Raw genomic sequence first — 23,049 nt, 5'->3', positions numbered from 1 at the left:
GTAAGCCCCTGTCCCGACAACGGGATGAAAAGGGTGAAGGCCGCCGCGGCTATCTGGCGCAGGGAGCCGTCCTGCCAAGAGGATAAGGATTATGAGAAAAAAAAGACAGAAAAAAGCGCTGCTGCAGTCAGTTCCATTTATGCTTCCCAGCCTTACGGGCATGATAGTTTTCAGCCTGCTTCCGATTGTGATATCGGTAGTTATCAGCCTTACGGACTGGAACGGGCTGGATTCACTCAACTGGAAGACGCTGTCCGGCCATTTTATCGGTTTCGATAACTATATAAAGATTCTTGGCGCCATAGAGTTCTGGAAGGTGTTGGGGCATACGTTTTATTATATTGTGCTTTATATTCCGCTTGTTTTTATTGCGGCTCTTGGAGTGGCTGTGATTCTGAATAAAAATATGAAGGGAATCACTGTATTCAGGGTAATGTATTATATTCCTGTGCTGACCTCCTGGGTGGCGGCCAGCCTGATCTGGAAATGGGTACTAAGCCCCCAGTATGGTATTTTTAACCAGCTCCTTTCCATTGTAGGGATAAAAGGCCCCAGCTGGCTGACAAGTGAGGTATGGGCGATGCCGGCTATCGTACTGGCATCTGTCTGGAAGGACATGGGATTTTTTGGCCTGTTTCTGCTGTCAGGACTGAAAGCTATTGATACAGGATATTATGAAGCTGCCCGTGTGGATGGCGCAGGCAAAAGAAAACAGTTCTTCAGCATTACCCTTCCGCTGCTGACGCCATCTATATTTTTCTGTATGATTATGTCATTAATTAATGCATTTCAATTGTTTCCGCAGGTAATGATCATGACGGAGGGAGGGCCGAACGGCGCGACACAGGTTATGGTGGAACGGATATATACCTATGGCTTCAAGTATTTTAAGATGGGGTACGCCTCGGCTTATTCTTGGCTTTTATTCGTGATTATTTTTGCACTTACCGGAGTGCAGATGAAGCTGCAGAAAGGGTGGGTGCATTATGAATCATAAATTTTGGAAAGTATTTCGCTTTTATGCGATATCCTGCCTGATTGCCGTGGTGGTGATGGTTCCCTTCTTCTGGATGGTTTCCACCTCGTTGAAAAGTAAAGGAGCATTAATGGAGATACCGATCCAATGGATACCGGAAAATCCGACCATGGATGCATATAGAAAGGTTTTTTCAAAGTTTCCATTTTTAAAGGCAATTTTCAACAGCTTTTTTATTACCATCTCCTATACGCTGATTACAATCCTTTCTGCCTCTATGGCGGCATTTGCCTTTACCAAAATCCGTTTTCCGGGTGCAGATGGACTGCTGAAGCTTTATCTGGCATCCATGATGATACCCACTCAGGTGACTTTAATTCCTCTTTTTGTGGTTATGAATAAATTGGGACTGATTAATACATATCCCAGCGTGATATTACCTTCTCTTTTCCGTGTATTTGGTATTTTTATGCTGGTACAACAGATGCGCTCCATTCCCAATGATTTTATGGAAGCGGCACGTATTGACGGAGCGGGGATGTTCAGGATATTCCGGGTGGTAATCCTGCCTCTGTGCGGTTCCTCTATTGCCACGCTGACAATCACGACCTTTATGGAAAGCTGGAATGATTACCTGTGGCCGCTGTTGATGCTGACGGATAGAAATAAAATGACTCTGACTTTGGCATTAAATAATTTAAACGGGCAGTATGGTACGGAATACAATGTATTGATGGCAGGCAGCCTGATTTCCATGATTCCCATTATTATTGTCTATACCTGTGCCCAGAAAAATTTTAAACATGGTGTTATGGCCGGTGGTATCAAAGGCTGAACAGGTTAAATTAGAACAGGAAAAGTTGCTCTCCGCCGTATTAGTTGCTATAGTAGAGGAAGCATAGAGAAATCTGCTGTATGCAAGATGAACGGAAGGAGAGACAGGATGGAAAATCAGGAGAAAAAGCATAAACGACGTATCCGTTATTCAGGCGCGTATCCTAAAAATTATAAAGAAAAATACAAGGAGCTGAACCCGGAAAAGTATGCGGATACCGTATCCAGGGTAATTGAAAAAGGAAGCACGCCCGCAGGGATGCATATTTCCATCTGCGTGAAGGAAATTCTGGATTTTCTGCAGATCAAGCCGGGACAGACAGGGCTGGATGCAACACTGGGGTATGGCGGCCATACACAGGAGATGCTCAAATGCCTGCAGTCTAAGGGGCATCTTTACGCGCTGGACGTGGATCCCATTGAGTCGGCAAAAACAAAGGAACGCTTGGAAAAGCTGGGCTATGGGGAGGATATCCTTACCATCCGGCTGCAGAACTTCGCAGATATTGATCTGGTGGCCCGGGATGCGGGGAGATTTGATTTCATACTGGCGGATTTAGGCGTTTCCTCCATGCAGATTGATAATCCCGACAGAGGGTTTTCCTATAAAACGGAAGGCCCGCTGGATTTACGCATGAATCCGCAGAAGGGCATCAGCGCGGCGCAGCGCCTGAAAAATATTTTCCGGGAAGAGCTTATGGGGATGCTTCAGGAAAATTCCGATGAGCCTTATGCAAAGGAGATTTCCCAGGAGATAGTATCCCGGCTGAAAAAGGGCGGACACATTGAAACCACCGGGGAACTGCGTCAGGCGATCGAGGACGCGCTTTCCTTTCTCCCTGCTCCGGAGAGAAAAGAAGCAGTGAAAAAATCCTGCCAGAGAACCTTCCAGGCGCTCCGGATTGATGTTAACAGTGAATTTGAAGCCCTCTATGCCCTGATGGAAAAGCTTCCCCAGGTACTGGCTCCTAATGGAAGAGCGGCAATACTGACCTTCCATTCCGGGGAGGATCGTATTGTGAAGAAGTCCTTTAAACAGTTCTATAAGGAAGGGATTTACAGTGAGATTTCCGATGAGGTGATCCGGCCTTCGGCGGAGGAGTGCGCCAGAAACAGCAGGGCACGTTCTACAAAAATGAGATGGGCAATCCGGGCCGCGGATTGACGGATGGTTGATAAAAGTGCATGAAAACAGGCCTTTCCATGATTGATTCATGAGAATGGAAAGAGCCTGTTTTTTATTTTTTCTAAAGGAAGGGACGAAAATGTCCCCGGGGGAAGATATCATACAAGAAATCCGGGCAGAAAGATGGTATAGTCAGCTGAAATCAGGAAAAGGAGAGATGAGGCTGATGAATGAACCAATATTAAAATTAGAGGAACAGATTATTAACCTGTATCAGGATACGGAAACACAGGTTTATGAGGGATGGATATTAAAATCCTCCGGGCGGCGTCTGGTAGTATTCCCCCTGTATAATGTTTATCCTGACAGTGTGGATGAACACATCCGGGGATGTGAACGGATAGGTGAGGAAAAAGCAGCGAAATGTATGTTCCGCATTGCTGAGAATACAAATTTTTATCTGCATTCACGCCTGGAGAAAAATAATTATATGCGTCAGGAGTGCTTCGTTGTAGGAGCGTTGCACATAACAGAAGAAACAACGGCACAGTTAAAAGCAAAAAACTTAACAGAAACCAAAAAGGTTTCATGACAATTCTGAAAATTATTTTCATGTATTTGATAATAACATATGCATATTTTTAGGAATGCGACATGCTGATGTCGCATTCCTCATGATAAAATTGACTGAGACAAAGGAGGGATGGAATAAGCCGTTTACTGAAATATGTATTTATCAAGTCAAGCCGCAAAAGGTTGATGAGTTTGAGGCGCTTATGCTGGAAGCAAAATCTTTTCTGGAAAAGCAAAAGGGTCTGCTCCTGCTGCGGTTTATAAAGAGAGAGTACCATATCGACATGGAACAGATTAAAGAAGGGCTGCCGCCGCCTAAGTTCACCCGCTTTGTAAAAAGCGTTAAATACATGCTCTATTGGGAGTTTGATACGAAAGAAAGCTATGGGGCAGCACAAAAAAATCTTTACGACAGCTATTGGAAGGCAATTGAAAAGTGCCTGGTAGCGCCGTATGACAAATATTTGGGGGAAGAATTGTTTTCAATATGCAGATAGACAGACTGATTCAAATTGTGTTTTTGCTGTTAAGCTGCGATTGCCTGACGGCGAAACGGCTGGCGGAGGAGCTTGGTGGTTCCACACGTACGATCTACAGGGACATCAATATACTCCCGGCGGCGGGCATACCAATCACATCACAGAAAGGATATGGCGGCGGTCTGTCCTTACTGCAAGGTTATTCCTTAGACAAGTCCTATTTCACACAGGCAGAACAAAGTAATATGATTCAGGCCCTGCAAATCCTGAAATCATCCAATTATCCGGATGTTGGTAAAACTTTGAACAAGGTAGCCGGGTTGTTCAGCCACAATATACAATCGGAATGGTTGGAGATTGATTTTTCGTATTGGGGCAGTCCTGAAAAGGAACGGGACAATATATCAGCGCTGGAGCGGGCAATTAGACTGTTGAGCCGCTGAAGCTGGTTTTCAAATCACATGCCTGGTATCTGGTCGCCTGATCTGTTCATAAAAATGACATCCGTACTTATAAAATGTCCCGTATCAGAAATCTTCAAGTGACTAACCAGTTGTTTGAACGCGTACTGCCGCATGATTTTTCCATGACTCCTGTGTACAGGGAAGAATACAATATACTTATGTTCAAATTGCATTTTTCTGAAAAGACTGTGCAAAGCGGTTCCATATAAGCCAGATGGTTTTCCGGAGTCCACCACATCCCGGCATAGCAAACATACTCTCCATTTTCATTTTCAATTGCCACAGGATACTGCATGGTGGCATGCGGCGCCTGGCAAAGATGATAGCCGCCTTCCGCATTTCCATACAGGGGCCTTCCTCTGCCTCGTGATTAAAGCCCTTCCAGCAGCCTTCCTGGATTTTTTCAATAATGCATTTTCCCGGTTCCACGAAGTGATACCCTTCGGGAAGCGGAAAATCCAGAGGCTTATCAAATTCATATATCATGTCAGTATAGGAACTGGTCTGAGTATAACCGGCTTTGCGGGCGGCATCCATGAGTGCCGCGGTAAAACAGAAGGCAACAATATTCCCGTCCTCCTCCCAGATACGGTTCCTGTGGGTATAGGATTTATCCATCCATTCGGAGGATAGGGCGTATTCCGGGAAAGGGGCCGGAACCCCGTTGCGCCAGTCTTTCTCATAAATATCAATCATGAACTGGTAAATGCTCATATGGTCGGCCAGGATTTGATATTGCCTTGCGGATATATTTTTCATAGTGTTTCCTTTCTTTATAAGCTTTACTTTCTACACGTATTGGCTGATACAAAGTTCCCTGTCGGCAGCCGCTTTCACCACCTCAGAATTGCTGATAAAAACAGCGGCGGCGTTGTCCTGTATCATTCGCTGCTTCAGGTTAAAAATGAGCTTTTCTGCCGTAATTCTGTCGAGGGCGCTTGTGGCATCGTCCAAAATACAGGGAAGGATGCTCTAACAGCATGCGGGCAAGCAGAAGCCGTTGCTTTTGGCCGCCGGAGAGCATGATTCCGTTTTCCCCCGTCATTGTGTCTAGGCCGCCCGGCCATTCCTTAACCTCCTCTTCACAGGATCCTTTGTGTCCATTGTTTTAATGGACAGTACGGAGGTTACAATATCGGACAGCAGGCTGGAGGCTCTGTCGTGCATATCCCGGTTCTGTTTCCTGCTGCTGCGTATGCGCCCGGATATTTTTTTAATCAGAAAAAGACACAGCGAAAGGGGCAGGAAAAGAAACAGGGTAATTCTCCAGTTTATGAGCATCAGGGAGCCTACCGCAATAAAGGTGAAAATACAGTATCCAGCGACCTCCGCGACAAGCTCCACAGGGAAACAGGCCGCGGGCACATCATCGTCCAGCCGCTCAAAGGTTTTTTCGGAATTGTCCGCCCTGTCCCGGAGGTGATTCGAACGAAGCAGGCCACTGAACACCTGGACCCTTAGGCTGTCGTGATAATAGTATCGGCTGAGCACATTCAGATAAGAGCTGCCCCGGATACTCAGCCATCGCGCGGCGGCATTGGCCGCCAGTAATATAAAATAAGGCCAGATTCTATGAAGGATACCTCTTCCCTGAAGGCCGTCCTGAAATGCATTCATAATCCATCTCACACAGCTGATATTAACGGCGGCATAGGAAAAAATAAGGGCATTGAGCAGAATACTGCCCAGGGTGAGCCAGGGCTTGATTTTGATTAATTTTTGAGAAAGCTTCTGAAATTGTATATTTTATTGGGAATACCTCCTTTGCATTTCTCCTGTTTTTGTATTCTGCCTTTTTGTTGGCTGTGATTTCATCCAGGAGAATAACCTGCGGGCTGCGCAGAAACAGGCGGATAATGTTTGCAAACCGGGCTTCCCCGGACGAAATACTGCCTTCTCCGGAAGAAAGCGGGGTATCCAGTCCCTGCGGGAATCCGGCAAACCAGTCGGTTAATTCCAGCGCATGGATGGCGGCCAGAATATTCTCATCCCGGATGCGGGAATCGAACAGTGTGATATTATCCCGCAGGGATGCGTGCATGAGTTGGACTTTCTGGGGACAATATACTATTTCCCTCCTCAGTTCCTGTGGATCGAATTTTTCCACAGGAATTCCGTTTACAAGGACCGCACCGTATCGGCAGTGATACAGGCCTGCCAGAAGCTTTACCAATGTGGTTTTGCCACAGCCGGTTTCACCCATAATCCCCACATGTTCTCCGGCCTTCACTGAAAAGCTGATGTAGTGCAGAACCTCGTTTTTGTCATCGTAGGAAAAATAAAGATTTTCTACGGTAAGGGATGTGAAATCAGCAGGAACCGGAAGACTGTGCGCTCTTTTTTCTGTGGGGATTTGCAGAAACTCTTCCACTCTTTTCTTCCTGGCTCTTGCGTTCTGCAGTTCACCGAGATAATTGCGGAAGGAATTGAGAGGTTGGAATATCAGATTTACATAATTATAAAAAAGGTACACGGTGCCAAGAGAAAGGATGCCCCTGTCCCAGAAAATGGCTGTAATGAGCAGTGTACATCCGATGAAAACGGTTTCCATCATTGTAGCTGCGCTCCAAAGGCGGCCATAGATCAGGCCGGCCGGAAGCGATTCCCCGAATCTGGTGTAAATGGCTTCCTTCAGGGAAAGCAGTGCAGGTCTGTCCGCAGCCGCCAGATGTATTTCCACAAGGTTATCCAGTTTATCCTTCAGGATGCCGTTAAAAACTGCTGTGGCCTGATTGCTTCTCCGGTAGCATTTCGTCCCGAAATCAGTTATTTTTTTAAAGCACCCTATGGACAAGATACTGACAGCCAGCAAAATCAGTGCCAGCCACAGATTATTCAGGCCGATGACGATCAGGACGCCGGTCAGCAAAAGGGCGCTTGTTCCAATTTTCAATAACAGAATGTGCAGGTATTCATAAATGCCTTCCACATCCTCATCCAGGCGGGTCATGATTTCACCGCTGCTGTATTCCGTATGTTTTTCCATACCCAAATCAAGAAAATGGGAAAGCATTTCATGCCTTACATCATTTGTAATTCTTCCGCCCAGGCTCGCACAGATGTATTCCTCCAAAACGAATGCTGCCTTTTGCAGCAAAACGGTAAAGAAATATCCGGTTATCATCAGGCCGGGGATGAGTAGGGCATTGCCCCCTTCTGCACTATCGATAAAGCCGCTCAGGAATTTTGGTGAAAGTATCTGGAGGCCAACATTGGCAAGGACTATGAGGGCGGCGTATCCTGCCTGGCCTTTATATTTCATAAGATAATTCACAGCAATGTGATACCTCCCCTTACAGAAAAAACAGCAGAATTGTCAGCAAAATCAAGTTATCCTTATCATAAAGTAAGTTCATTATAAGAAACAGTAGGTAAAATAATTATAATTATTCTTGGTACAAGAGAGAGAAAAAGGATACAAACGGACATGTCTGCTTGGCACAGTCATCATGATGGATGATAGGCGATTACTCCGTGCTGTGCACGCCCGCACCCGTTGTTTGTCTGGAGCCTCATAGTCATGCCATAAAAACAGTAACAATTTCTATTATTGATATTGACAATCAATAAGGAGTGGGATATACTGGAAGCATCAAGGGAACAAAAAGCAGGCCATGCACCGTCGGCAGGCATGGCGAAGGAACCAGGGAAAGATTCATTGCGAAAGGACACGGAATGAGCAAGCATAATTTTACGGATATCAGGGTGCCTATTGAACCTGATAATCCATCAATCGTCAGGGATGAGACGAAATGTATCAAATGCGGCCAGTGTAAGAATATCTGCACGGAAAGCATCGGGGTTGCAGACCGTTATGATCTGGAGCTGACAGGTGATACCGCAATTTGTATCCATTGCGGGCAGTGCGCTAATGTCTGTCCCGCCGGAAGTATCACGGAGAAGTATGAATACCAGGATGTGAGAAGGGCTGTGGCCGACCCGGATAAAATTGTGATATGCAGCACATCCCCTTCCGTCAGGGCGGCGCTGGGCGAAGAGTTCGGCATGGCGGACGGCAGCTTTGTCCAGGGGAATATGGTGGCCCTGCTGCGCAGGCTGGGCGCCGATTATGTGCTGGACACCAATTTCGCGGCGGACATGACCATAATGGAAGAGGCCAGCGAGCTGGTGGAACGTCTCACGAAGGGGAACGAGCCCATACCGCAGTTTACCAGCTGCTGCCCGGCTTGGGTGAAATATGTGGAAACCTACTATCCCGAGATGCGGGAGCATATTTCCTCAGCTAAAAGCCCTATCGGCATGCAGGGCCCCACGATTAAAACCTATTTTGCACAGAAGATGGGGATAGATCCGGAGAAGATAGCCAACGTTGCGGTAACTCCCTGTACGGCCAAGAAGTATGAAATCCGCCGGGAGGAGATGCACGCGGCGGGCAGTTATCTGGGAATTGAAGGCATGCGTGATATGGATTACTGCATTACCACCAGAGAGCTTGCCAGATGGGCCAGGGAGGAAAATATTGATTTTCTTACCCTGGGGGATGAACCCTATGACAGCTTTATGGGAGAAGGATCCGGCGCGGGTGTGATTTTCGGGAATACCGGAGGCGTTATGGAGGCGGCGGTAAGGACGGCATACCACATGGTCACCGGAGAGGAAGCCCCTGAATTCCTGTATGATCTGCAGTCCGTAAGAGGGCTGGAGGGCGTGAAGGAAGCCTTTGTCTATATCAATGACGACGTGATTCTCAAGCTGGCCGTAGTATTCGGTACAGCCAATGCAGGAAGGCTGCTTGAGAAAATAAAGAAGGGCGAAAAGCAGTATCATTTTGTAGAAGTGATGACCTGCCCCGGCGGCTGTATCGGCGGAGGCGGACAGCCCAAGGATACTGAATGGAAGGGCGACGCCCTGAGAAAGGCCCGCATTGACAGCCTTTATAAAAGAGACCGCAGCATGCAGGTACGCTGCAGCCATCAGAATGAGGAGATTATCAGGCTGTACAGGGAGTTTTATAAGGAACCCATGAGTGAGCTTGCTGAGAAAATGCTGCATACTTTTTATGTGGACAGAAGCTCGGATTTGGGAGTAAAATAGAAATATCTGGAATACATGGAAACTGTTAACGAAAAAGAGAAAAGGAGATTGTACTATGGCAGAATTAAAAGGATCAAAGACAGAAAAGAACCTGGAAACAGCATTTGCAGGGGAATCAATGGCAAGAAATAAATATACATATTTTGCTTCCAAAGCAAGAAAAGATGGGTATGTTCAGATTGCCAATATTTTTGAAGAGACCGCAAATAATGAGAAGGAACATGCTAAAATGTGGTTCAAGCTGATCAACGGCGGTATCGGCACCACAGCAGAATGTCTGAAAGCAGCAGCTGAAGGCGAGAATTACGAGTGGACTGATATGTATGCGAACTTCGCTAAGGAAGCGAAGGAAGAAGGCTTCGACGAAATTGCAAGACTGTTTGAAGGCGTTGCTGCAATTGAGAAAGAGCATGAAGAAAGATACAGAAAGCTCCTTGCCAATGTGGAAGGAGATCTGGTGTTCTCCAAGGACGGCGATGTGGTATGGCAGTGCTCCAACTGCGGACATATCTGCGTAGGCAAGAAGGCTCCCGAGGTTTGCCCTGTTTGTGCCCATCCTCAGGCATATTTCCAGGTAAAGGCTGAGAATTACTGATTATAAATCTGCGCAAGGCAGATCAGGCAGCGCCCGTAAGCGCCGGGGTTCCGGCAGCTGCGGGCGTTTTTTATTTAAAGACCATCTGGACGAGGAACATATAAAGCACTGTGCCTCCCCCGATGCTAAAGAGCATATTATGCTTCCATTTATGGATGCCGAGCACAAAAGCGGCGGCGAGAAATTCAGGAATGCCGTGGGAGCCATCCGATAGCGATACCGATTTAAAGCAATATACCACCAGCATGGCAATGGCTGCAAAGGGCAGGACCCCGCCCAGATAGGTGACGAATTCCGGCGTCTTCTTCCCTTCCGGAAGAAAACAGGAAGGGCAGCGCCCTTGTAAGCAGTGTGGTCAGGGCAATAACAATTATGGTAACCAGGATTTGAATACTGGACATAAGAACCTCCGTGATATCAGGAACTGTGATTTTAAGAAAGACAGCCGCCTGCGGCTGGAAAGGCGGTTAAAACGGCAGTTTATAATCTACTGCTGCTTCCCTTTATCGTCGCACTGCCTGCGGAACAGCAGGAGGAAAAGCAGGATGCCGAAGGCCATTCCCAGGAAAATAAATCCCATCATAACAGGAAGCGTATAAGGAACGGCGGCTTTCAGCGCCTTTCTTTTCATGATAGTTTTACCTCCGCAGTCGGACTGTATGGATTTGCAGCTGTTGAAAAACCGACAGTTTTACGGCAGTTATTTTTATTCGACAGTTACACGGCTTTTATTATACGTGCTGCCGGCTGCTTTTGCAATTGCCGGTTTGCGGAAAATGTTGTCGGCCTGCGGGAAATGATTTTCACTCCGGCGCCGGGGCGCTGTGGGCGCTGCCAATTTTCTACGCTGGACAGAGCGGGAGATAAGAATTATTATTAGGGTAACAGATGCGGCAGGATTTGCGGCAGGGATATTCTGAATCTCATATGGATGGAATGGCGGGGCCATTCTGCTTAAGGATTGCTTGTGCCGCCAAAGGCGCACAGATGGAAGTATGGATGAAATCAGACGTTGGATGTCATCCTTTCAAAGAGGGGAATGCATAATCATCAAGGATCTGGAGGAGTTAAAGGAATCGGATCCCCTGGAATACCGGCGGCTTAAGCCTCAGAATATCCGGACGGCTTTGCTTTGTGGACGGGCTGACCGGAACCATGAACAGAAATGCTTTTATCAGGGATATCACACCTCCCCTGAAGGATAAAGGTTCGTAATTATATGCAGGGGAATGGAAAAGCAGGAATTTCAGGAAAGAGCGGAGCTGCTCCGGGAAAAGTTCCGAAAAGCGGGAAGGCTGGCCGCTATGGGCGTAAGCTGGGCAGAGGAAGGAAAGACCCTGCAGGAAGCGGTGGATGAAGCCGAAAACCTGATGTATCAGGAGAAAAAAGTTTTTATACCTCCATACATCAGCAGGAAATTCCAGGCCGCAACGTCAAAATGACGGAGCCTGAGGGTAAGGCTGAACCGGGCGGCGTAACGGATATTTTGGAGGAGGCGCAGGTGAAGCAGCTTGCCGGTGAAAAAGGAGCAAAACGGGAATTTCAAATGCTATTTTGTGCACATTTCCCGTATGGTGTCGGCTGAAGAAGCCATGGAGGAGGGCGGCTGAGGGTAATGCGCTTTTAGTTTTCCGCAGGCTGGGAGGAGCTGTTACAGCTTTTTAATATTTTCCTCCGTCAGTTCCAGGTATGGAATTTCAAGCGGCTGTGCCTGGCCGATGGAGGAATCCCGCCATTTTGTATATTCCTCAAAATCCACAGGCGTATTTTTTTCATAGGTTGCGCCAAGCATGATATAATATACCAGGCCGTCTCCGTCGGCATCAATATCATCGGGAAAAGAGTTTCCTTCGTAATCTTTTTCCCCAACAGATTTATCCCAGGCATCCACCATAGCCGTCTGTTCATAGGTATCCGTGCCGGAATTGTAGCTGTAAACCGTATAGGGCCAGAAATCCCCGGCCATTCCCTGGTTATGGGACCATTCCGCCACCACGGCTCCATTGTCATAGAAGGTGAGCGACGGAAACTCCTGCAATTCTGCCCGGAGGGTTCCCGAAGAACTGTCGTAAGCGTAAACGGTTCCTGTCATGCCTGCCATGTAAGTGGTGGTATATAATACGATCAGTTCTTTTTTCCCATCAGAGTCGATGTCATATACTGCGAACTTATTTTCGGACATGTCATGGAAGCCATCAAAGCCGAAGTCTTTGCTGCCGGGGAAGGTATGGTTTGTATATATTTCTTCCAGGGCGGCGGCATATACAGCCATTTCCGGGCCTTCCTGCCCGTCCCCTTCCGGAATGTCGGTTGCTTCGGCTTGTTCTGTCTGTTTCTCTTCTGTTTCCGAAGCGGCTTCTTTCTCCGGGGCCGCCGGGGCCGGAGTCTCTGCCGTAGGGCTTTCTTCCGCCAGGGATGCAGGGGCCGTTACCCCGGCCGTGTCTGTTACGGCAGGAATGCTCTCGTGGGGAATGCTTTCAAACGACGACGGCTGTGCACAGGCTGTAAGCTGGCTGAAAAAAAGGCAGGCTAACATAATTGCCGGTTTTTTTATTTTCATCTGATTCATCCTTTCGGTCATGCTGTTTTGAAGCGGCAGTTAATTTGGCAGCTGCGATGTTTAATTATAACAGCTGTGAAAGGGTAAATACAACCGGAAAATAAACTGAAATACGTCTGCCCTGTGCAGCTAAATGCGCAGATCTGTCCGGACTGTAAACGTGTCAATATGCCTTTACGTCCGTCTTTTTCAGATATCTTATCCCGCACCACAGGAAAATCAGCAGGAAAATCCCACAGCTTAAGAAGAACGGCAGAAAGCTTCCGGCCAGGACATCCTCCTCCTTATTGGAATTCATTCCCAAAAGCATGAGGGAATAAGGGAAAAACAGCCCGAAGCCTGCCGAGGAAAACAGCAGTCCGGCAACGCTGCCCAGAAGCGCCATGGCAATGGGCAGGGCAAAGCTTCTGATAAAGGAGGAAAAGAACAGCTGCAGCGCGGCAATGGCCAGCCCGCCCACACAGCCGCGCAGCAGCCAGATTATGGTATCCAAAGGCGGAAAGCCCTGCAGCCCGGTGATAAGGCCGCAGATAAGGAACAGGACGCCTACCCACAGCTGTGTCAGCAGGGTGACGCAGGAGATGGCGAGAAACTGGGCCAGATACAGGCAGGGAATGGGGACCGGGGCGGCCAGCAGCGCATTGCGGTTGCGGTTGAAATTTTCCAGGCGCCACAGGTAGGCGCAGTACACCGCAATCAGCGGCGCATAGAAAAAATTGGAATAAAACAGGGTGGTCTGCGTCCACAGACTGTACCAGCTGACGCCCACGATATCCGTATTCTGTATATAGTTGAAGCACCCCATGATTGTACTGATGACGGGCAGGATAAGGAATACACTCCAGATAAAGGAGCGTTTCAGCTTCATTAATTCGGCACGCATACATGCAAACAACATAATTCAGACCTCCTTTTTTAAGAAAAGATGCTTCCCTGCCAGATAAAGCAGGACAGACGCTGCCAGAAAGGCCGCAAACCATCCCCAGGCAAAGGGCGCTTCTTCAATAAACATGGAACGCGTGCTTTCCTCATACACAGAGGACAGGGTCATGCCAACCATGTAGTAGCCCCAGGGCACCAGGCCGGCAAGGCTTCCCATAGGGAAAAAGGCGGAAAAAACTCCCACCAGACTGCCCAGAAGTCCGATAAACAGGGGGATTAGCTGGTTGGGGATGAGCAGGGACAGGATCTGCTGCAGTAAAAACAATACCAGGCTTACCAGGAAAAATACGGCCAGGAATGTGAGATAGTGGCGTACCGGCAGCTTCTGGGTAAAGGGAAGCAGGTTTGCCAGAAGCGGTATTACACCGGCTTCCAACGCAGTAAAAATGAGCACATAAAAAATACCCATAAGAAGCTTGGCGTCAAATATAATTTTTTTCTGCTGCATGGTGCACAGAAGCTTATAGGTATTCCCCTTGTTTTCCGCATCACATAGCCGACTGGCCATGGCGGCCAGGGTAAGCGGCATAAAAATGGTATTGATAAGCGGGAACTGGAACAGCAGGGTATAGTAGCCTTCGGCGGCAATTTCCGGTTTACGCAGGTAACTGTTGGTTATGGTCCATAAGAATTCAAAAAAGACTACGCAGAAGGGAAGCAGCCAGAGAAAACGTCTTTTTGTTTTCATGAATTCAGCACGCAGAGCGGTAATCATAAGCTCACCTTCCTTCCGGTCAGATCCAGGAAAATATCCTCCAGGTTCTGCTGTTGTTCTTCAATCCGCAAAAGGCCCGCGCCTGACGCTGCCACACCCGCCATCAGGGTAGAGAGCCGGTCGTCAGGCATATCTTTGAAGAGTATGGAATCCTGATCCAGGCGGCAGCTGATTTCCTGTTCTGTCAGATACCGGCAGGCGGCCTGGTTATCCATGGTGCGCAGACGGATCTGTTTTCTGCTGTGTTCGTGCAGGTGAGCCAGGCTGTCCTGGAAAATCAGTTCGCCCCGGTCGATGATTCCGGTATGGGTGGCCATCTGGTCGATTTCACTGAGCAGATGGCTGGAAACCATGACAGTCATGCCGTATTTCTCAGGAAGGGAGCAGATCAGCTCGCGCATTTCCTGGATGCCGGCAGGATCCAGCCCGTTTGTCGGTTCATCCAGAAGAAGCAGGCGGGGACGGCCAAGCAGGGCTGCGGCCAGGCCCAGGCGCTGCTTCATGCCAAGGGAATAGTGGCCGGCTTTTTTATTCTGCTGCTTTTCCATGCGGACAATATGCAGGACATTATCAATTTCTTTTTCCGGGACGCCTTTTAACAGGCAGACGATCTCCAGATTTTCCCGTCCGGTCAGATGGGAGTAATAGGAGGGCGATTCGATGAGAGAGCCGGTTTCCCGAAGGATTGCCAGCCTGTTCTTATCGTTCATGGTATGGCCAAGGACCTCTACGGAGCCGCCGCTGGGCTTTACCAGTCCCAGAAGCATTTTCATTGTAGTGCTTTTACCTGCGCCGTTGGGGCCGAGGAAGCCATAGATGCTTCCCTCCGGGATTTTCAAATCCACATTGCTGACGCAGTCATTGCCGTTATAAAGTTTGCTCAGATTGTTTGTTTTTACTGCGAGTTTCATAATTTCCTCCTTTTTCCGGGCTGTTTTTATGCTGCCGCCAGGTCTGTCCGTCCGGCGGCTTTCTTACTTCTTTTTCAGGATAAGGGGTTTGCCTTAACCGTTCATGAAGCTTACCTTACTTTTACCTTAAATCTTTTGGCGGCGGCTGGCATAAGCATGGACCTGCGGCTATAATAAAAGTAAATCAGGATGGCCCCAGGCCGGGCTGCGGCCATTGCAGGGATGAAAAAAGGCCTGTGACAGGGGAAGACGTAAACTGTCCGGGCTGCCGGGCAGGTGCAGAAATATATAATAAGAAGGCAGGTTAATCGTATGAGAACGATATATGACAGCAGGCTGCTGCTGGTGGATGACAATGTGGAATTATGCAGGATGCTGACGGACATGCTGCGGCGGGAGGGGTTTTCCAATGCGGCGGCGGCAAACAGCTGCAGGGAGGCGATGCGGCATTTTACGGCGGATGGGCGTCTGGCTGCGGGAAGCGGGGATTATCTGGTTCCGGATCTGGTGATATTGGATATTAATCTGCCGGACGGAGACGGTTTTTTCCTGATGCAGGAGATCAGGCTGCTGTCCCAGGTGCCGGTGCTGTTCCTGTCGGCGAGGGATGAGGATAATGACAGGCTGATGGATCTGGGTCTGGGCGCGGATGATTATATAACGAAACCCTTTCTTCCCCGGGAACTGCTGCTGCGGATTACGGCGATTTTGAAAAGGACCTATTTTCCTCATTTCCGGGCGGAAACGCAGAAGGAGGAGGGTTTGCTCAGGTTGGGCAAGAAAACGGTGGATTTCAATGCGGGAACTGTTTCAGACGGGCAGGAAAGCACGGCGCTGACCGCCAAGGAGCTTGCTATTTTAAAAAAGCTCTGGGAAAACCGGGGGAATATCGTAACCTTTGACATCCTGTGCAATACGGTGTGGGGAGATGAGTATTTTGGCTATGAAAATACGCTGATGGTCCATATCCGCAGGCTGCGGGAAAAAATTGAGGAAAACCCTTCCTCCCCGCAGTGGCTTCTCACGGTGCGCGGACTGGGCTATAAGCTGGCAAAGGAGAACGGAAATGAAAAGCTTGTTTAAAATATACAGGCGGTATATTTTTTCCGCCGCATGGATAGCCGGAACGGTGATTTTGGTGAATCTGCTGGCTCTTTTCGGGGTAAACGCCTATTTTCATTCCCAAAGTCGAAACAGCTCGTCCAGGGGAACACGATTGCGGGTGACGCAGGCGGCGGAGATGCTGGAGCTGAATCCGGACGGGACGGTGCGGATGTCGGAGGAAGGAACCGCCTGTCTGGATTCCTCCGGCGCAGAATTCGCCTTTTTGCTCAATGATGCCGGAGACGTGATCTGGGACTGGCGGCTGCCTGATGAAATTCCCACACATTTCAGCCTGGGAGAGGTGGCCTCCTTCAGCCGGTGGTATTTGAAGGATTACCCGGTGAGGGTGTGGAATTGTGACGCGGGCCTGCTTGTCATCGGAGAGCCAAAGCTGACCGCAGCCAAATATTCTGTGGAATTTTCACGGGATTCCATAAGGAATGTACCGTATTTTCTGCTGGCGCTGGTGGGGGCCAATATCCTGCTTGTCCTTATCCTGGCCGTGCTTTCGGGATACCGGCTGTATGCATCCCTGCGGCCGGTGGCGTCGGGAATTGACGGTCTGGCCTCCGGGCGCAAGGTTCTGGTGCCGGAGCATGGCCTGGTGAGTGATCTGGGGAGAAAGCTCAACCAGGCCGCGCGGATGCTGGAGCAGCAGCGCTGGAATCTGGAAAAAAGGGATACGGCCCGTACGGAATGGATTTCCGGTGTCTCCCATGATATCCGCACGCCGCTGTCCATGGTGATGGGCTATGCGGACAATCTGGAAAATGATGCCGCACTGCCGGAAGAAGCCAGGAAGCAGGCGGGGATCATAAAGGAACAGAGCCTGAAAATCAAAACCCTGATAGAGGATCTGAACCTGACCTCCAAGCTGGAGTACCAGATGCAGCCGCTGCGCATGGAAAAATATGTACCCGCCGCCCTGCTGCGCTCCGTTGCCGTTTCCTGTCTGAATGGGGGGCTTGAGGAGGGCTATGAACTGGAGGCGGACATCGGAGAGGAGCTGGAAGGGCTTGTACTGGCGGGGGATGTACGTCTTATGACCCGCGCGCTGCATAATCTGATTGGCAACAGCATACGTCACAATACCGGCTGCCGGATCCTGCTGAGCGGGAGACTTGTGCAGCAGGGGCCGGTTCCTCTGTGCCGGATCGGGGTGAAGGATGACGGAAACGGGATTCCTCAGGAAATCCGGGACATATTGGAGGAAAAGCCTGCGATGGGAGGGCCGGGCGCCGCGGAAGGGGGCAAAAGCCTGGCGGGACAGCCCGGAAATCCGTCAGGACAGCCCCATATTATGGGACTGCGTATTGTAAAACAGATTATAAACGCCCACGGAGGCCGCATGGAATTTTCAGGGGACGGCAGGGAGGTCATACTGCTGCTTCCGGTGACAGGGACTTTGGATACGGAAAAAAAGAAGGAGAAGAAAAAGTGGTGGGAGATTCTCTGGTATGGGGAAAACAGGATAAAAACGTTAGAAAAAAACTAAGCTTTCATGGAAGATCTTTTTTCGCAAATCCGTTATAATGGGGCGGACAGGAGGTGTGAGGGAGGAGCTTTTTTGTCCTTCTCACCAAAAGATTGGTTATGCTGTCGCAGGCGGCATGTCGGGAAGCGTAAAAAGGAGAAGGTAAATGAAAAAACAAGCGCATGTAATCTCTCATTCCCATTGGGACCGTGAATGGTATCTGCCCTATGAAAGGCATCATATGCTGGAAGTTGAATTTATGGATAAGCTGCTGGATACGCTGGAGCGTGATCCGGAATTCAAAAGCTTCCATCTGGACGGACAGACGATTATGCTGGATGACTATCTCCAGGTCAGGCCGGAGCGGAGGGAGCTGGTGGAAAGGCTGGTAAGGGAAAAGCGGCTGTACATAGGCCCCTGGTATATTCTGCAGGATGAATGGCTGACCGGCAGTGAATCCAACCTCCGCAACCTGGAGACGGGGATGCGGGAGGCCAAAGGCTACGGAAATGTGAGCAGGGTGGGATATTTTCCCGATTCTTTCGGAAATATGGGACAGGCGCCGCAGATCCTGCTGGATGCAGGGATCGACTGCGCAGCCTTCGGCAGGGGCGTAAAGCCCACCGGATTCAATAACGAGGTATCAGATGGGGCTGATTTTGCTTCCCGGTATTCGGAAATGTTCTGGGAATCCCCGGACGGCTCCCGCATTCTGGGCGTGCTGTTTGCCAACTGGTACAGTAACGGCATAGAGATTCCCACCGATCCTGGGGAGGCGGCAAAATACTGGGAGAAGAAGCTGGCCGATGCCATGAAATTCGCTTCCACGGATCATCTTCTTTTCATGAACGGCTGCGACCATCAGCCGGTGCAGACAGATCTGACTGACGCGCTGAAAACGGCGGCAAAGCTGTATCCCGATATAGATTTCGTGCATTCTGATTTTACCGGATATATGGAATGCCTGAAGCAGGAACTGAAGGAAGATCTGGCTGTCATCAGGGGAGAGCTGCGCAGCCAGGAAACCGACGGGTGGTACACACTGGCCAATACGGCATCGTCCCGGATTTATCTGAAACAGATGAACGCCCGGTGCGAGGCCCTGTTTACCAGGGCGGCGGAGCCTCTGGCAGCCATGGCCCACGACAGGGGGATGGAATATCCCCATCATCTGTTTGACTATGGCTGGAAAACCCTGATGCAGAACCATCCCCATGACAGTATCTGCGGCTGCAGCGTGGATGAGGTGCACCGGGAAATGACGGCGCGGTTTGAAAAAGCGGAGCAGGTGGCGCTGCATATTATTGAAGAATGCCTGGCCTATTTTTCCGCTCATGTGGATACCGGGAAATATGCTGCCGGGGAAGGAGCCGTGCCTTTTCTCGTAATCAATCCCACTGGCTTTTACAAAAGCGAAGTGACACAGCTGAAGCTGATTGTGAAAAAATATCCTTTCCAGGGAAGTTCAGTGGCGGCCTGCCTGGAACAGGCTCGTCAGGAACAGCTGCCGGAATATCGCATTGTGGACAGTGAAGGCAATGAGGTCATGGGAAGCGTAGAGATTCTGCCTTATGCCTTCGGCTATGATCTGCCCAAGGACCGGTTCAGGAATGCTTATTTCGGCCGCAGTGTAAAGGTGACCCTGGAGACGGAACGGCAGGAACCATTTTCCGTAAAAAGCTACTGCCTTGTTCCAGTAACGGAAAAGGCGGCGGAGAAGAAGACAGTAAAGACAGAATCATTGTTTACCTCGGAATATGTGATGGAAAATGAGTGGCTTTCCTGCCGGATCAATGAAAACGGAACGGTGGATATCACACATAAGCCCAGCGGCCGGATTTACCGGGAAGCGGTAATGCTGGAGGATACCAGGGATATCGGAAACGAATATATTTATTTTAAGCCTGTGGGAGAAGCGCCGATTCTCAGCAGAGATACAGGAGCGGCGCTTGCCAGGACGGAGGATAAGCCCTACCGTGCCGCAGTACAGGCCCGGGTGACCATGGAAATCCCCGTTTCCGCCGATGACCGGCTGCAGCAGGAAATTCATGACCTGGTGGAATTCAGGCACAGGAAGGCCGGAAGCAGCACACAGACGCTTCCTATGACCGTCACGGTTACCTATATTCTGGAAAGGGCCGGGAAGGGACTGAAGGTGGAAGTGGATTTCGACAATCAGGCGCTGGATCACAGGCTACGCGTACTTGTCGGGACGGGACTGGATACGCCCTGGCACTATGCGGATTCCATCTTTGAGGTGGCAAAACGGAGCAACAGCGTGTCCGGGAACTGGGAAAATCCCTGTAACGCCCAGCATCAGCAGCTGTTTGTCAATGTCCATGAGGATCAGGCCGGCATGACGGTAGCCAATCATGGGCTGAATGAATATGAAATCCTGCCAGAGGATAATACTATAGCGCTTACGCTGCACAGAGGCGTGCGTGAGATGGGGGACTGGGGAGAATTCCTTACGCCGCAGGCGCAGTGCCTGGGGAAACAGCACAGGGAATTTGCACTGTACCCTCACGGGGCAGGAGAGGATCTTATGCGTTCCTATGAAGAGGCTTATGCCTATTCCTCATCGCTGTGGGGTGTGAAATCGGAAATGCAGGATGGAAATATACCGGATGGCTTTACCTTCCTTAAATACAGCACGGATACGCTGCTGTGGACGGCGCTGAAGGTGCAGGAGGAGACGGGTGACGTTATCTTCCGTGGGTTCAACGCTTCGGAAACGGAAGGAGAACTGGCTTTGGAGACGGATCGGCGGATTTACCGCTCCAATGTGCTGGGGGAAAAGAAGGAATATCTGGAGCCGGGAAAGCTTTCTGTCAGAGGGTATGGGATTTTTACGGCCGGTCTGGAAAAGAAGGACGGCAAATCAAATACCTCGCTGTAAGCAACGGGGTATTTGGTCTACGCTCCGCTTCGGTCGGTGCAAAACATGTGCCACTGGCACATAGCACCCCTCGCGGCAGTCGCCAAATAGCCATGCAAGCATGGCTGCTTGGCTCGTTGCTTGCAGGAATAAACAAGCGCAGAAGGGACAGCCGGCGGCTGTCCCTTTTTGGCTGCGGAAGCAAAAAAGAGGCATCTGCTTACGTTGCAGATGCCTCTTGATTTAACGTTATCTCAGATTACTGGGGAATAACATTGACAGCGCGAACCTTCTTGCTGTCTCTGGGATCAGCTTCCGTATCAAAAGTTACGGACTGGCCTTCCTGTAATGTCTTGAATCCGTCAGTCTGAATAGAAGAGTAATGTACGAATACATCTTCTCCGTTGTCTGCGTTGGTGATGAAACCATAGCCTTTTTCTGCGTTAAACCATTTAACTGTACCGTTGCTCATTAGTGGTACCTCCTCTTAAAAAATTTTTACATATTCGGGGCGAAATACAAAAAAATCACATATTTTTGTAAATCATCGAACGTGCCAAAGATTTACAAAAATATGTGAAATCATTGAATCGTTTGGAATACAGCATCATAGTACCCTTCTTTTGCAAAACTGTCAAGAGGTTTTTTGAAATTTTCAATAAAAAAAGTGGCAATGCGTGGATGAATATTTCTTTTTACGACTTATGTGTTTTATGCGTCTGAGAATGGCATAAGGAAGAAGAAAAAATGAAGGAAAAAACAGGGAAACAGGGTATTGACAAAATGACTGAATTTCTGAAGGAAGCGGACGGGGAAAGCAGAACCGTGCTTGCCGTCCAGATTGAAAATGAAATGGGCTATGCGAATACGGATATGGATTATTCCGCGGAAACGCGCAGGGACTATGAGAAGCCTGTGCCGGGGGCGCTTGCCGGTGTGGAGCTTCCTGACAGCGGAAGGGAACTGATTGGAGAGGGAAAAGAAGCTTCCGCCTGGAAAAGACAGTTCGGCAGGCATGCGCACGAGGCCTTCAGCGCATGGTATCATGCCCGGTACATTGATGAAGTGGCGTCAGCGGGAAAGGCGGCGTATGCTCTTCCCTGTTTTACGAATGTTATGGTGGGAGAGCAGGGCTATGAGGAGCCGGGATTGTGCTATAACGCCGGAGCCGCTGTGGGAAGAGTGCTGGATATCTGGAAGGCCGGCGCGCCGCATCTGGATTTCATCGGTCCGGATATTTATAACCAGAACCGGAGGGAATACACCAGGATCTGCAGGACCTACGCCAGAGAGGATAATCCGCTGTTTATACCGGAGTCACCTATCCGCGGGGCGGCAAATGCTATGAATGCCCTGCTTGCGGCGGCGGATTACGGCGCCGCGGGGATTTGCTGCTTCGGGGCGGAAAGCGCTTTGGATGAAGAGGGCAATTTGCTGGAGGAATGCCAGGATATGGCTCTGACCATGCGTATCCTGTCAGCCATGTCGCCGCTCCTGATCCGTTACAGGAATACCGGCTGTGTCCATGCCTTTGCGGAGGATGAGTTTGAAACCAGCCATTACCTGAAGCTGCCGGAATATCATGTGACGGCAAAATACCTGCGCAGCGTCGCCATGTATACGGGATATACCACGGAAACGCATTCGGAGGCGGGAAAAAAGAAGCTTCAGGTGAGAGGAAGGGCGCTTCTGGTGCAGACCGGGCCGAATGTATTCGGCTTAATCCCAATACGGGGATGTCCGCAGAATAAAGCTTTATTCCCGAGGGGCTTTGATTGAAATATATTTGACTCAGTATGCCGCGGTTAAAAAAACTGCGGCATTTTTATTATGTGTATTTTTATTATGTTTATTTTATTGTATTGACATAGTGTGTGGCACACAGTATAATGTATAAAATGATATAGTACTGTATATAACCGCGATAATAAGGAACGGTGACAGGAGAATGATAAGGAGGAGCCATGGGAAAAGAAGAGGTACTGTCCGGCCTGCTGATGGAGCTGCGCCGGGGAACGATTGTACTGAGCGTGCTCAGCCAGCTGACGGAACCGAAATATGGTTACAGCCTGGTGACCCAGCTGACGGAATATGGCCTGCCGGTGGAGACGAATACGCTCTATCCCTTACTCCGCCGTCTGGAGGGACAGCGACTTTTGACCAGTGAATGGAATACGGAAGAGAGCAAGCCCAGGAAATACTACTGTATTACCCCGGAGGGTAAGGAAATCTATGAGAAGCTGAAAAAGCAGTGGCAGCAGACGGCGGCCAGCATGGAACGGATTCTTTCTGCGGATGGCAAAGCGCTTCCGGGGAAGGAAGATGGAATGACGGAACAGTTATAATAAGAAAAGGAGAGGCAA

Annotated in this window: 27 protein-coding genes; 16 read left to right on the top strand and 11 right to left on the bottom strand. The window is 49.5% G+C overall.

Going from position 1 to position 23,049, the window contains the following annotated elements; all coding sequences use genetic code 11:
• Positions 1–91: 91 nt before the first annotated feature.
• The 7 genes from FYJ45_RS07040 to FYJ45_RS33395 all read left to right on the top strand — a co-directional run bounded on the left by FYJ45_RS07040 (position 92) and on the right by FYJ45_RS33395 (position 4,472).
• Positions 92–997, top strand: coding sequence for a carbohydrate ABC transporter permease (locus FYJ45_RS07040; protein WP_154464032.1), 906 nt, complete (start codon positions 92–94; stop codon positions 995–997).
• Positions 987–1,811, top strand: a complete 825-nt coding sequence (locus FYJ45_RS07035) for a carbohydrate ABC transporter permease (protein ID WP_154464031.1) — start codon at positions 987–989, stop codon at positions 1,809–1,811. Before FYJ45_RS07040 ends, FYJ45_RS07035 begins: the two co-directional genes overlap by 11 nt.
• Before the next feature lie 108 nt (positions 1,812–1,919).
• Complete coding sequence (gene rsmH / locus FYJ45_RS07030) at positions 1,920–2,975, top strand: 16S rRNA (cytosine(1402)-N(4))-methyltransferase RsmH (RefSeq protein ID WP_154464030.1); 1,056 nt, start codon at positions 1,920–1,922, stop codon at positions 2,973–2,975.
• 187 nt (positions 2,976–3,162) lie between these two features.
• On the top strand, positions 3,163–3,528 hold the full coding sequence (locus tag FYJ45_RS07025) for a hypothetical protein (protein ID WP_154464029.1): 366 nt from the start codon (positions 3,163–3,165) through the stop codon (positions 3,526–3,528).
• 82 nt (positions 3,529–3,610) lie between these two features.
• Complete coding sequence (locus tag FYJ45_RS07020) at positions 3,611–4,006, top strand: hypothetical protein (protein ID WP_154464028.1); 396 nt, start codon at positions 3,611–3,613, stop codon at positions 4,004–4,006.
• Positions 3,997–4,431 carry a helix-turn-helix transcriptional regulator gene (locus FYJ45_RS07015; RefSeq protein WP_235930664.1) on the top strand — a complete coding sequence of 145 codons (435 nt, stop codon included), beginning with the start codon at positions 3,997–3,999 and terminating at the stop codon, positions 4,429–4,431. Before FYJ45_RS07020 ends, FYJ45_RS07015 begins: the two co-directional genes overlap by 10 nt.
• The gene (locus FYJ45_RS33395; protein ID WP_456298378.1) at positions 4,428–4,472 is read left to right on the top strand and encodes a hypothetical protein; all 45 of its coding nucleotides are present in this window, start codon (positions 4,428–4,430) and stop codon (positions 4,470–4,472) included. The genes FYJ45_RS07015 and FYJ45_RS33395 overlap by 4 nt, the downstream gene beginning before the upstream one ends.
• A gap of 142 nt (positions 4,473–4,614) precedes the next feature.
• Here the strand turns inward: FYJ45_RS33395 and FYJ45_RS07010 are convergent, their stop codons facing one another.
• The 4 genes from FYJ45_RS07010 to FYJ45_RS06995 all read right to left on the bottom strand — a co-directional run bounded on the left by FYJ45_RS07010 (position 4,615) and on the right by FYJ45_RS06995 (position 7,726).
• The gene (locus FYJ45_RS07010) at positions 4,615–5,211 is read right to left on the bottom strand and encodes a hypothetical protein (RefSeq protein WP_154464027.1); all 597 of its coding nucleotides are present in this window, start codon (positions 5,209–5,211) and stop codon (positions 4,615–4,617) included.
• 30 nt (positions 5,212–5,241) lie between these two features.
• Positions 5,242–5,406 (bottom strand): P-loop NTPase family protein, encoded by a 165-nt coding sequence (locus FYJ45_RS30460; RefSeq protein ID WP_235930688.1) that lies wholly within the window; start codon positions 5,404–5,406, stop codon positions 5,242–5,244.
• A 96-nt stretch (positions 5,407–5,502) separates the two neighbouring features.
• A complete protein-coding gene (locus tag FYJ45_RS07000; protein WP_195841705.1) occupies positions 5,503–6,069 on the bottom strand; it encodes an ABC transporter ATP-binding protein in 567 nt (188 codons plus the stop codon).
• A 22-nt stretch (positions 6,070–6,091) separates the two neighbouring features.
• Positions 6,092–7,726, bottom strand: a complete 1,635-nt coding sequence (locus FYJ45_RS06995; RefSeq protein ID WP_154464025.1) for an ABC transporter ATP-binding protein — start codon at positions 7,724–7,726, stop codon at positions 6,092–6,094.
• Positions 7,727–8,127: 401 nt separating this feature from the next.
• On the opposite strand from FYJ45_RS06995, the gene FYJ45_RS06990 reads away from it, so the two are divergent.
• On the top strand, positions 8,128–9,507 hold the full coding sequence (locus FYJ45_RS06990; RefSeq protein WP_154464024.1) for a [FeFe] hydrogenase, group A: 1,380 nt from the start codon (positions 8,128–8,130) through the stop codon (positions 9,505–9,507).
• 55 nt (positions 9,508–9,562) lie between these two features.
• Positions 9,563–10,102, top strand: a complete 540-nt coding sequence (gene rbr / locus FYJ45_RS06985; RefSeq protein WP_021635601.1) for a rubrerythrin — start codon at positions 9,563–9,565, stop codon at positions 10,100–10,102.
• A 70-nt stretch (positions 10,103–10,172) separates the two neighbouring features.
• Here rbr and FYJ45_RS32610 read toward each other — a convergent pair whose 3' ends face one another.
• Positions 10,173–10,370, bottom strand: coding sequence for a branched-chain amino acid transporter permease (locus tag FYJ45_RS32610; RefSeq protein WP_320620674.1), 198 nt, complete (start codon positions 10,368–10,370; stop codon positions 10,173–10,175).
• A 219-nt stretch (positions 10,371–10,589) separates the two neighbouring features.
• The gene (locus tag FYJ45_RS32135) at positions 10,590–10,733 is read right to left on the bottom strand and encodes a hypothetical protein (RefSeq protein WP_330588585.1); all 144 of its coding nucleotides are present in this window, start codon (positions 10,731–10,733) and stop codon (positions 10,590–10,592) included.
• 364 nt (positions 10,734–11,097) lie between these two features.
• Between FYJ45_RS32135 and FYJ45_RS06970 the strand changes: the two genes are divergently transcribed.
• Both FYJ45_RS06970 and FYJ45_RS06965 read left to right on the top strand, forming a co-directional pair.
• Positions 11,098–11,307 (top strand): hypothetical protein, encoded by a 210-nt coding sequence (locus tag FYJ45_RS06970; RefSeq protein ID WP_154464023.1) that lies wholly within the window; start codon positions 11,098–11,100, stop codon positions 11,305–11,307.
• Between the two features lie 24 nt (positions 11,308–11,331).
• A complete protein-coding gene (locus FYJ45_RS06965) occupies positions 11,332–11,544 on the top strand; it encodes a hypothetical protein (RefSeq protein ID WP_154464022.1) in 213 nt (70 codons plus the stop codon).
• A 209-nt stretch (positions 11,545–11,753) separates the two neighbouring features.
• Here the strand turns inward: FYJ45_RS06965 and FYJ45_RS06960 are convergent, their stop codons facing one another.
• The 4 genes from FYJ45_RS06960 to FYJ45_RS06945 all read right to left on the bottom strand — a co-directional run bounded on the left by FYJ45_RS06960 (position 11,754) and on the right by FYJ45_RS06945 (position 15,230).
• Entirely contained in the window at positions 11,754–12,662 is a 909-nt protein-coding gene (locus FYJ45_RS06960; protein ID WP_154464021.1) for a hypothetical protein, read from the bottom strand.
• Positions 12,663–12,825: 163 nt separating this feature from the next.
• Positions 12,826–13,560: an ABC transporter permease gene (locus FYJ45_RS06955; protein WP_117543420.1), complete on the bottom strand. Its 735-nt coding sequence runs from the start codon at positions 13,558–13,560 to the stop codon at positions 12,826–12,828.
• A gap of 3 nt (positions 13,561–13,563) precedes the next feature.
• Positions 13,564–14,319, bottom strand: a complete 756-nt coding sequence (locus tag FYJ45_RS06950) for an ABC transporter permease (protein ID WP_154464020.1) — start codon at positions 14,317–14,319, stop codon at positions 13,564–13,566.
• Positions 14,316–15,230 (bottom strand): ATP-binding cassette domain-containing protein, encoded by a 915-nt coding sequence (locus FYJ45_RS06945; RefSeq protein ID WP_154464019.1) that lies wholly within the window; start codon positions 15,228–15,230, stop codon positions 14,316–14,318. Before FYJ45_RS06945 ends, FYJ45_RS06950 begins: the two co-directional genes overlap by 4 nt.
• A gap of 312 nt (positions 15,231–15,542) precedes the next feature.
• Between FYJ45_RS06945 and FYJ45_RS06940 the strand changes: the two genes are divergently transcribed.
• The 3 genes from FYJ45_RS06940 (at position 15,543) to FYJ45_RS06930 (ending at position 20,707) form a co-directional block, all read left to right on the top strand.
• On the top strand, positions 15,543–16,313 hold the full coding sequence (locus FYJ45_RS06940) for a response regulator transcription factor (protein WP_154464018.1): 771 nt from the start codon (positions 15,543–15,545) through the stop codon (positions 16,311–16,313).
• Positions 16,297–17,829: a sensor histidine kinase gene (locus FYJ45_RS06935; RefSeq protein WP_154464017.1), complete on the top strand. Its 1,533-nt coding sequence runs from the start codon at positions 16,297–16,299 to the stop codon at positions 17,827–17,829. Before FYJ45_RS06940 ends, FYJ45_RS06935 begins: the two co-directional genes overlap by 17 nt.
• Positions 17,830–17,974: 145 nt before the next feature.
• A complete protein-coding gene (locus FYJ45_RS06930; RefSeq protein WP_154464016.1) occupies positions 17,975–20,707 on the top strand; it encodes an alpha-mannosidase in 2,733 nt (910 codons plus the stop codon).
• A 238-nt stretch (positions 20,708–20,945) separates the two neighbouring features.
• Here FYJ45_RS06930 and FYJ45_RS06925 read toward each other — a convergent pair whose 3' ends face one another.
• The gene (locus FYJ45_RS06925) at positions 20,946–21,158 is read right to left on the bottom strand and encodes a cold-shock protein (protein WP_021635616.1); all 213 of its coding nucleotides are present in this window, start codon (positions 21,156–21,158) and stop codon (positions 20,946–20,948) included.
• A gap of 275 nt (positions 21,159–21,433) precedes the next feature.
• Here FYJ45_RS06925 and FYJ45_RS06920 point away from each other — a divergent pair, with 275 nt between their 5' ends.
• Positions 21,434–22,465 (top strand): DUF5597 domain-containing protein, encoded by a 1,032-nt coding sequence (locus tag FYJ45_RS06920; RefSeq protein WP_154464015.1) that lies wholly within the window; start codon positions 21,434–21,436, stop codon positions 22,463–22,465.
• A gap of 185 nt (positions 22,466–22,650) precedes the next feature.
• Positions 22,651–23,031, top strand: coding sequence for a PadR family transcriptional regulator (locus tag FYJ45_RS06915; RefSeq protein ID WP_154464014.1), 381 nt, complete (start codon positions 22,651–22,653; stop codon positions 23,029–23,031).
• Positions 23,032–23,049 lie beyond the last annotated feature (18 nt).

The organism is Eisenbergiella porci (genome assembly GCF_009696275.1).
Taxonomy (GTDB): Bacteria; Bacillota; Clostridia; order Lachnospirales; family Lachnospiraceae; genus Eisenbergiella; species Eisenbergiella porci.
This window is presented reverse-complemented; position numbering and strand designations above follow the sequence as displayed.